Source organism: Pseudomonas donghuensis (assembly GCF_000259195.1).
In the GTDB taxonomy this organism is placed as follows: domain Bacteria; phylum Pseudomonadota; class Gammaproteobacteria; order Pseudomonadales; family Pseudomonadaceae; genus Aquipseudomonas; species Aquipseudomonas donghuensis.
The window spans coordinates 79,010-85,818 of record NZ_JH650770.1 but is presented as its reverse complement, the minus strand read 5'-3'; the positions used below and the strand labels follow the sequence as shown (position 1 = coordinate 85,818).

Here is a 6,809-nt window from a genome sequence, read left to right as displayed (position 1 = left end):
AGCGCAGCGGCGGGTCGATCCTGCCGCTGTCCAGCTCCGGTTGGCCCCAGCACAAGGCGGTATAGGCTTTTTCGGTTTCACGGTCGTGAAATTGGCGGGACAGTTCGCGGTGACTGTCGGCGTCGCGGGCCAGCAGGATGATCCCCGAGGTTTCCCAGTCCAGGCGATGGACGATCAGGGCATCGGGGTAGCCGTTTTCCTGCAGGCGGGTGATCAGGCAATCCTTGTTGTCTTCGGCCCGGCCCGGCACGGACAGCAGCAGGGTCGGCTTGTTGACCACCAGGATGGCGTCATCTTCATGCAGGATGTGAACGTTGGACAGCGGCATTGCGTGTTCCAAAATAGTTGTGGGAGCGGGCTTGCCCCGCGATGCGATATGACTGACAGATCGCTATCGCGGGGCAAGCCCGCTCCCACAGGGTGCTCGAAAACGCTATCAGCGATCGGGCAGGGTGATGTTGAGTTCCAGGATCGAGCAGCTGCCCTGGTTTTCCAGAGCGACCTGCACATCATCGGAGCCGATGTTGACGTACTTGCGGATCACTTCCACCAGTTCCTTCTGCAGGGCTGGCAGGTAGTCCGGAGTACTGCGCTGACCGCGCTCGTGCGCCACGATGATCTGTAGACGCTCTTTCGCGACCGAGGCGGTGCTTACTTTTTTGCTGGCACGAAAGAAGTCAAAAAGGTTCATTGGTTAGTTGCCTCCAAACAGGCGCTCGAAGAATCCCTTCTTCTTCACATCAAGGAACCGATGTTCCACGTTTTTGCCCAGCAGGCGGTCAACGGTATCGCTATAGGCCTGGCCAGCATCGCTCTGGTCGTCAAGGATCACCGGCACGCCCTGGTTGGATGCCTTGAGCACCGCCTGGGATTCCGGAATCACGCCCAGCAGGGTCACCGAAAGGATTTCCTTGACGTCTTCGACGCCGAGCATTTCGCCCTGGCTGACGCGCTCGGGGTGGTAGCGGGTGATCAGCAGGTGTTCCCTGATCGGGTCTTCGTTGCGTTCGGCGCGGCGCGATTTGCTCGCCAGCAGGCCCAGCATACGGTCCGAGTCACGTACCGAGGAGACTTCCGGGTTGGTCACGACGATCGCTTCGTCAGCGAAGTACATGGCCAGGTGGGCACCTTTCTCGATACCGGCCGGCGAGTCGCAGACCACGTATTCGAAGTCCTCTTTGAGCTGCATCAGGACTTTTTCCACGCCTTCCTGGGTCAGCGCGTCCTTGTCGCGGGTCTGGCTTGCGGCCAGCACGTAGAGGTTTTCAAGGCGCTTGTCCTTGATCAGTGCTTGCTGCAGGTTGGCTTCGCCGTTGACCACGTTGACGAAGTCGTATACCACGCGGCGTTCGCAGCCCATGATCAGGTCGAGGTTACGCAGGCCGACGTCGAAGTCGACAATGACAGTCTTGTGGCCGCGCAATGCGAGGCCGGTACCAATAGCGGCGCTGGTGGTGGTCTTACCCACACCACCCTTGCCGGATGTAACCACGAGAATCTTGGCCAAGGTGTTTCACCCCTAAAGAAAAGGACGTCGAGTCCCAAAAAATACAAAAAACGGCAACATCAAAAAAAGTTGCGCAGAAAATGGCGGCAAGTATCCGTTAAAGACGGGTGATGTTCAACACGTCACCGGACAGGCTGACCTGCACCCCTGCCCCCCACAGCGGATCGCGGCGCAGGTCTTCGGAGACCTTGTATTGCCCGGCGATCGAGACCATCTCGGCGGTCAACTGCTGGCAGAAGATCCGCGCCCGGGTGTTGCCCTTGATCCCGGCCAGTGCCCGCCCACGCATTGCACCGTACACATGGATGTTGCCATCGGCGAGAAGTTCCGCCCCCGGGCTGACCGACGACACCACCACCAGGTCGCCGCCCTGGGCGTAGATCTGCTGGCCGCCGCGTACCGGCGTGGTGATGATCTTGGTCGGGCGGATGCTCGGTTCCGGCGGTGGCGGCGGGGCCGGGGCCGGCTCGGGCTTCTTCACTTCCGGCTCTGGCTCCAGCGGCCGCTCACGGGCGCCGGACGGTGGCAGCACCGGCAGGTCGATGGCGATCGCTGCGGCGATGTCTTCGATTCGGCTGGCACGGATGGCCAGGGTGCGCAGGCCGTGATGGCGGCAGACGCGCATCAGCCCGGGCAGGTCGACTGCGCCTTCGCCGGCCGGGAGCTTGTCCAGGGCCAGCACCAGCGGGGTGTTGCTGAAGAAATTCGGCGCCTGGGCCACCTTGGCCGCCAACTGCCGGTCGAGGCCTTCGAGGTTGTTCCGGGCAAGCTCGAGCACGGTAATGGCGAGCATGCTGCCCTTGAGCTGGAACACGGGGTCTTGGTCTGGCGTTTGGGTTTGGCTCATGGTCTGCATTAGGGCGGCTTGTTACGAAAAAGTGCCCAGACTTATAACGAGAACACCGGTTGGCCGCAACCCGTGCCGAACCGTTGTAGAATGCCCGGCCCTTGTCTTTCCGGAATCTTTAATGGATCGCCCGCGTTTTCGTCGTTACTTTCTGCACCCGCGCTTCTGGCCGCTGTGGCTGGGCCTGGGCCTGCTGTGGCTGATCGTGCAGCTGCCATACCGTGTATTGCTGGTGATCGGCCGTGCCCTGGGGGCGCTGATGTACCGGGTGGCCGGCGAGCGCCGCTACATTGCGGCGCGTAATCTGGAGCTGTGTTTCCCCGAGCTACCGTCCGTCGAACGGCAGCGTCTGCTCAAGGAAAATTTCGCTTCCACCGGCATCGCCTTCTTCGAAATGGCCATGAGCTGGTGGTGGCCAAAGGCCCGGTTGGCGCGCCTGGCGCACATCGAGGGGCTTGAGCACCTGCAGGCCGCCCAACGTGATGGCCAGGGTGCCATCCTCATGGCCCTGCACTTCACCACCCTGGAGATCGGCGCTGCACTACTGGGCCAGGAGCACACCATCGACGGCATGTACCGCGAACACGGCAACCCGGTGTTCGATTTCATCCAGCGCCGTGGCCGCGAGCGGCACAACCTCGATTCGCTGGCGGTGGAGCGTGAGGACGTGCGCGGCATGCTCAAGCTGCTGCGCGCCGGGCGCGCCATCTGGTACGCACCGGACCAGGACTACGGCGCCAAGCAGAGCCTGTTCGTGCCGCTGTTCGGCATCGAGGCGGCGACCGTCACCGCGACGACCAAGTTTGCCCGGCTGGGCAAGGCGCGGGTGATTCCCTTCACCCAGCAGCGCCTGGCCGATGGCAGCGGTTACAAGCTGGTGATCCATCCGCCGCTCGCAGACTTCCCTGGCGAGACCGAAGAGGTCGATTGCCTGCGCATCAATCAATGGATCGAAGCGGCCCTGCGTGAATGCCCGGAGCAGTACCTGTGGGCGCATCGGCGCTTCAAGTCGCGCCCGCCAGGGGCGCCGAAACTCTACGAAAAACGGCGTTGAGGCTATCGCTGGCAAGCCAGCTCCCACAGGGTCGAGCCAGCCCTGAAGCTGTGGGAGCCGGCCTTGCCGGCGATAGGGGCGACACAATTGGCGGGAGGAACCCATGGCAGCAAAACCGATCACCGGCTTGATCCTCTCCGGCGGCGGCGCCCGCGCCGCCTACCAGGTCGGTGTGCTGGCCGGCATCGCCGACCTGTTGCCGCCGGGTGCGGCCAATCCCTTTCCGGTGATCGTCGGTACCTCGGCCGGCGCCATCAATGCCGTGACCCTGGCCAGCGGCGCGATCCACTTTGCCGACGCCATCCGCCGCCTGACCAGCTTCTGGCAGGGCTTTCGCAGCCATCAGGTGCTGCGCAGCGACTGGCCCGGAGTGATCCGCCAGGCCAGCCGTTTCGTTTGCCACAACCTGCTCGGCCTCGGCACGCCAGTGCCGGTGGCGCTGCTCGACAGCTCCCCCTTGCGCAAGCTGCTCAACCAGCACCTGGACATGAACGGCATCGACCAGGCCATCGAGCGACAGCACCTGCATGCCGTGGCGGTAACCGCCTTCGGTTATGAGTCCGGTCAGGCGGTGACCTTCTACCAGGGCAGAGGTGCTATCGATCCCTGGCTGCGCCACCGGCGGATCGGCCTGCCGACCCGCCTGAGCGTCGAACACCTGCTGGCAAGTTCGGCGATCCCGTTGCTGTTCGCGCCGATCAAGCTTGGCGAGGAGTTCTTCGGCGATGGCGCGGTGCGCCAGTCGGCGCCGATCAGCCCGGCGCTGCACCTGGGCGCCAGCCGGGTGCTGGTGGTCGGGGTCAGCGGCAACCCGCAGCGGCCCACGGCAGGCGACCTGCAACCGCGCATCTTCAGTGGCCAGCAACCGAGCCTGGCACAGATTGGCGGGCACATGCTCAACAGTACGTTCATTGACAGCCTGGAAGACGATATCGAGTTGCTGCAGCGGCTCAATCACCTCAGCCACCTGATGCCGGAACACCTGGAGCGCCGGCGTTTGGGCCTGGCGCCGGTCGAGGTACTGGTGGTTGCGCCCAGCCAGCCCCTGGATGAGATCGCCGCCCGCCACCGGCGTGAATTGCCTGCCGCCTTGCGCCTGTTCCTGCGTGGTCCGGGGGCGACCAAAACCAGCGGGGCGGGGGTACTCAGCTACCTGCTGTTCGAAGCCGGCTACTGCAGCGAACTGATCGAACTCGGGCGCCGCGACGCCTTGGCCAAGCGCCGCGAACTGTGCGCGTTTCTTGGTCTGCCGCCGCTCAGCTGAAGCCGCTTACTCGGCGATCTGCAACTTGCGCGCTTCGGTGTAGACGTAGCGCACCTTCTCGTACTCGAACGGCGAGTTCAGCTGGCCATAACGGAAACTGGTGGTGTAGCGCTTGTCGATGGCGCGCAAGGCCAAGACTTCCGGGTGGTTGCTGCTGACCTCGGCGACATTGAGAAAGTTGATCCAGTTCTCGGCGCTGTAGTCCACCACCAGGCCACCGGTATCGCGCAGGTTCGAGGGGCCGAGGATTGGCACCATCAGGTATGGGCCGTCTGGCACACCGTAGAAGCCCAGGGTCTGGCCGAAGTCCTCGCTCTGGTGCGGCAGGCCCATCTTGCTGGCCGGGTCCCACAGGCCGGCGACGCCGATGGTGGTGTTGAGCAGCAACCGCGCGGTGATTTCCATCGAGCGCTTGCCCTTGAACTGCAGCAGGCTGTTGAACAGGTTCGGCACATCGCCAACGTTGCTGAAGAAGTTGCTTACGCCACTGCGCACGAAATGCGGGGTGATGTAGCGGTAGCCATTGACCACCGGCAGAAATACCCATTGGTCGAAGCGGTAGTTGAAGTGATAGATGCGCCGGTTCATCGATTCCAGCGGGTCGTAGACGGTCAGCGCCGCCAGGGTCGAGCGTTCGAATTCGCGCTGGTCCAGGCCCGGGTTGAATTTCAGTGCCTTGAGCGGCTCGGTGAAACCATCGCTATCGACGTTATTGGCTTCGATGACGCTGGTGCGCGGCGCGGTTTCTTCAACCGCCTCGGCCATGCCACAGGCCAGCAGCGCGCTAATGATCAATAGGCGTTTAACCACGGAAGAACTCCAGCATGTCGTCGCTGTTGACGCGGTAATTGAGGTTGCCGCAATGGCCGCCATGAGGGTACAGGGTCAAGCGCTCGCCAAAGGCGCTACGCAGGAACCCCAGGTCGCCAGGGCCAAGGATGACGTCGTCGGCGTTATGCATCACGGCGATTTTCGGGCTTTGCTGCAGGTAGTCCTTGAGTGCATAGAGGCTGACCTGGTCGACCAGTTGCAGCAGGCTGCCGCCGTCGGTGCGGGCGCGCCACATGGGGATTACCTGCTCGGTCAGGTAGCAGTCGAAGTCGCATTGCAGGGCCCGCTTGAAGAACGGTGTGAGGCTGCTGCCTTCGGTGATCGGGTACTTGGGCGGGATGATCAGGCCGCGGCGGTTGATCAGGTCGGAGGTAAAGGCGATATCGGCCGCCGAGAAGCGGAACGAGGTCCCGATGACCATCGCCATCTGCTCATTGGACAGGTGCTGGCGTGACTGCTGGAAGTCGTAGAGCAGGGCATCGTTGAGGTCGATGTAGCCCTTCTGCTGGAAATAGCGGGTCAGCTTGTTGAGCACCAGCTCATAGAACGTCGTGCTGTTGTTGACCCCCTTGACCTCGGTCTGCACCAGCTTGTCGAGGTTGCTGATCGAGGTGTAGAGGTTGACCGGCGGGTTTAACAGCAGCACGCGCTTGAAGTTGAAGCTGCGCCGGGTCTCGTCCAGGTGGCTGACGAATGCGGCGTCCAGGGCGCCGAGGCTGTAACCGCTGAGGTAGTACTCGCTGACCGGCAGGCGCGGGTGCTGGGCGCGCACGCCCTGCATCACCCGGTACAGGTCTTCGGCATCCTCCTTGGTCACCCCGGGGGTGGCATAGCGCGAGGCGGCGGTGATGAAGTCGAAGCTGGTCGGCGACGACAGCTGCACCACGTGATAGCCAGCTTTGTAATAGAGCTTCTTCAGGTATTCGTTGATGCTGCTGGAGTAGGGCGCGCCGGTGCCGGCGATCAGAAACATCAGCGGCGCTTCGTGGTCCTGGCGGGCCAGGCGGTACTTGAGCTTTTTGACCGGCCAGAAGTTGTCCGGCAGGGTGAAGGCCCGCTCCGGACGCAGGTTCAGGCTGTAGTCGGACTGGGTGATGTCGTCGTCGCTGGGCAGTTCCGGGCGCAGCTCCGGAGGCGTCGTGGCGATGGTCGCCTCGAACGGGTTGGTCAACGGGTAGCCGTAACTGGCGGCGTCGATGGTTTGTGCCCAAGCGCACGCACTCGAGATAAGGCCGCCCAACAGGGCAGCGAGGCGCAGAGAACGAAGCATGACGGATCCCCAAAAATGCAGCGGCAAAGTGCGTTA

At 63.1% G+C, this 6,809-nt stretch carries 8 protein-coding genes; 2 read left to right on the top strand and 6 right to left on the bottom strand.

The genetic code is table 11. The annotated features are described in order from the left end of the window. The 4 genes from UW3_RS29750 to minC form a co-directional block, all read right to left on the bottom strand. Positions 1-328, bottom strand: a 328-nt coding sequence (locus UW3_RS29750; RefSeq protein ID WP_010224189.1) for a pseudouridine synthase, incomplete at its 3' end; no start/stop codon positions are given. A 108-nt stretch (positions 329-436) separates the two neighbouring features. After that, complete coding sequence (minE, locus tag UW3_RS0118115) at positions 437-691, bottom strand: cell division topological specificity factor MinE (protein WP_010224188.1); 255 nt, start codon at positions 689-691, stop codon at positions 437-439. Between the two features lie 3 nt (positions 692-694). Further along, positions 695-1,507 carry a septum site-determining protein MinD gene (gene minD, locus UW3_RS0118110; RefSeq protein ID WP_010224187.1) on the bottom strand — a complete coding sequence of 271 codons (813 nt, stop codon included), beginning with the start codon at positions 1,505-1,507 and terminating at the stop codon, positions 695-697. A 97-nt stretch (positions 1,508-1,604) separates the two neighbouring features. After that, positions 1,605-2,354 (bottom strand): septum site-determining protein MinC, encoded by a 750-nt coding sequence (minC, locus tag UW3_RS0118105; protein WP_010224186.1) that lies wholly within the window; start codon positions 2,352-2,354, stop codon positions 1,605-1,607. A 121-nt stretch (positions 2,355-2,475) separates the two neighbouring features. Between minC and UW3_RS0118100 the strand changes: the two genes are divergently transcribed. Both UW3_RS0118100 and UW3_RS0118095 read left to right on the top strand, forming a co-directional pair. Continuing rightward, a complete protein-coding gene (locus UW3_RS0118100; protein WP_010224185.1) occupies positions 2,476-3,408 on the top strand; it encodes a lipid A biosynthesis lauroyl acyltransferase in 933 nt (310 codons plus the stop codon). Positions 3,409-3,511: 103 nt separating this feature from the next. After that, complete coding sequence (locus UW3_RS0118095; RefSeq protein ID WP_010224184.1) at positions 3,512-4,672, top strand: patatin-like phospholipase family protein; 1,161 nt, start codon at positions 3,512-3,514, stop codon at positions 4,670-4,672. Positions 4,673-4,678: 6 nt separating this feature from the next. On the opposite strand, the gene UW3_RS0118090 is transcribed toward UW3_RS0118095, so the two are convergent. Further along, positions 4,679-5,437, bottom strand: a complete 759-nt coding sequence (locus UW3_RS0118090) for an MlaA family lipoprotein (protein ID WP_420220029.1) — start codon at positions 5,435-5,437, stop codon at positions 4,679-4,681. Between the two features lie 37 nt (positions 5,438-5,474). After that, on the bottom strand, positions 5,475-6,773 hold the full coding sequence (locus UW3_RS0118085; protein ID WP_010224181.1) for a hypothetical protein: 1,299 nt from the start codon (positions 6,771-6,773) through the stop codon (positions 5,475-5,477). Between the last annotated feature and the right edge of the window lie 36 nt (positions 6,774-6,809).

What these genes read in the sequence shown, in the direction of transcription:
- minE (WP_010224188.1), bottom strand. Translation starts at nt 691, where the DNA reads ATGAACCTTTTTGACTTCTTTCGTGCCAGCAAAAAAGTAAGCACCGCC.
- minC (WP_010224186.1), bottom strand. Translation starts at nt 2,354, where the DNA reads ATGAGCCAAACCCAAACGCCAGACCAAGACCCCGTGTTCCAGCTCAAG.
- UW3_RS0118100 (WP_010224185.1), top strand. Translation starts at nt 2,476, where the DNA reads ATGGATCGCCCGCGTTTTCGTCGTTACTTTCTGCACCCGCGCTTCTGG.
- UW3_RS0118095 (WP_010224184.1), top strand. Translation starts at nt 3,512, where the DNA reads ATGGCAGCAAAACCGATCACCGGCTTGATCCTCTCCGGCGGCGGCGCC.
- UW3_RS0118090 (WP_420220029.1), bottom strand. Translation starts at nt 5,437, where the DNA reads ATGGCCGAGGCGGTTGAAGAAACCGCGCCGCGCACCAGCGTCATCGAA.
- UW3_RS0118085 (WP_010224181.1), bottom strand. Translation starts at nt 6,773, where the DNA reads ATGCTTCGTTCTCTGCGCCTCGCTGCCCTGTTGGGCGGCCTTATCTCG.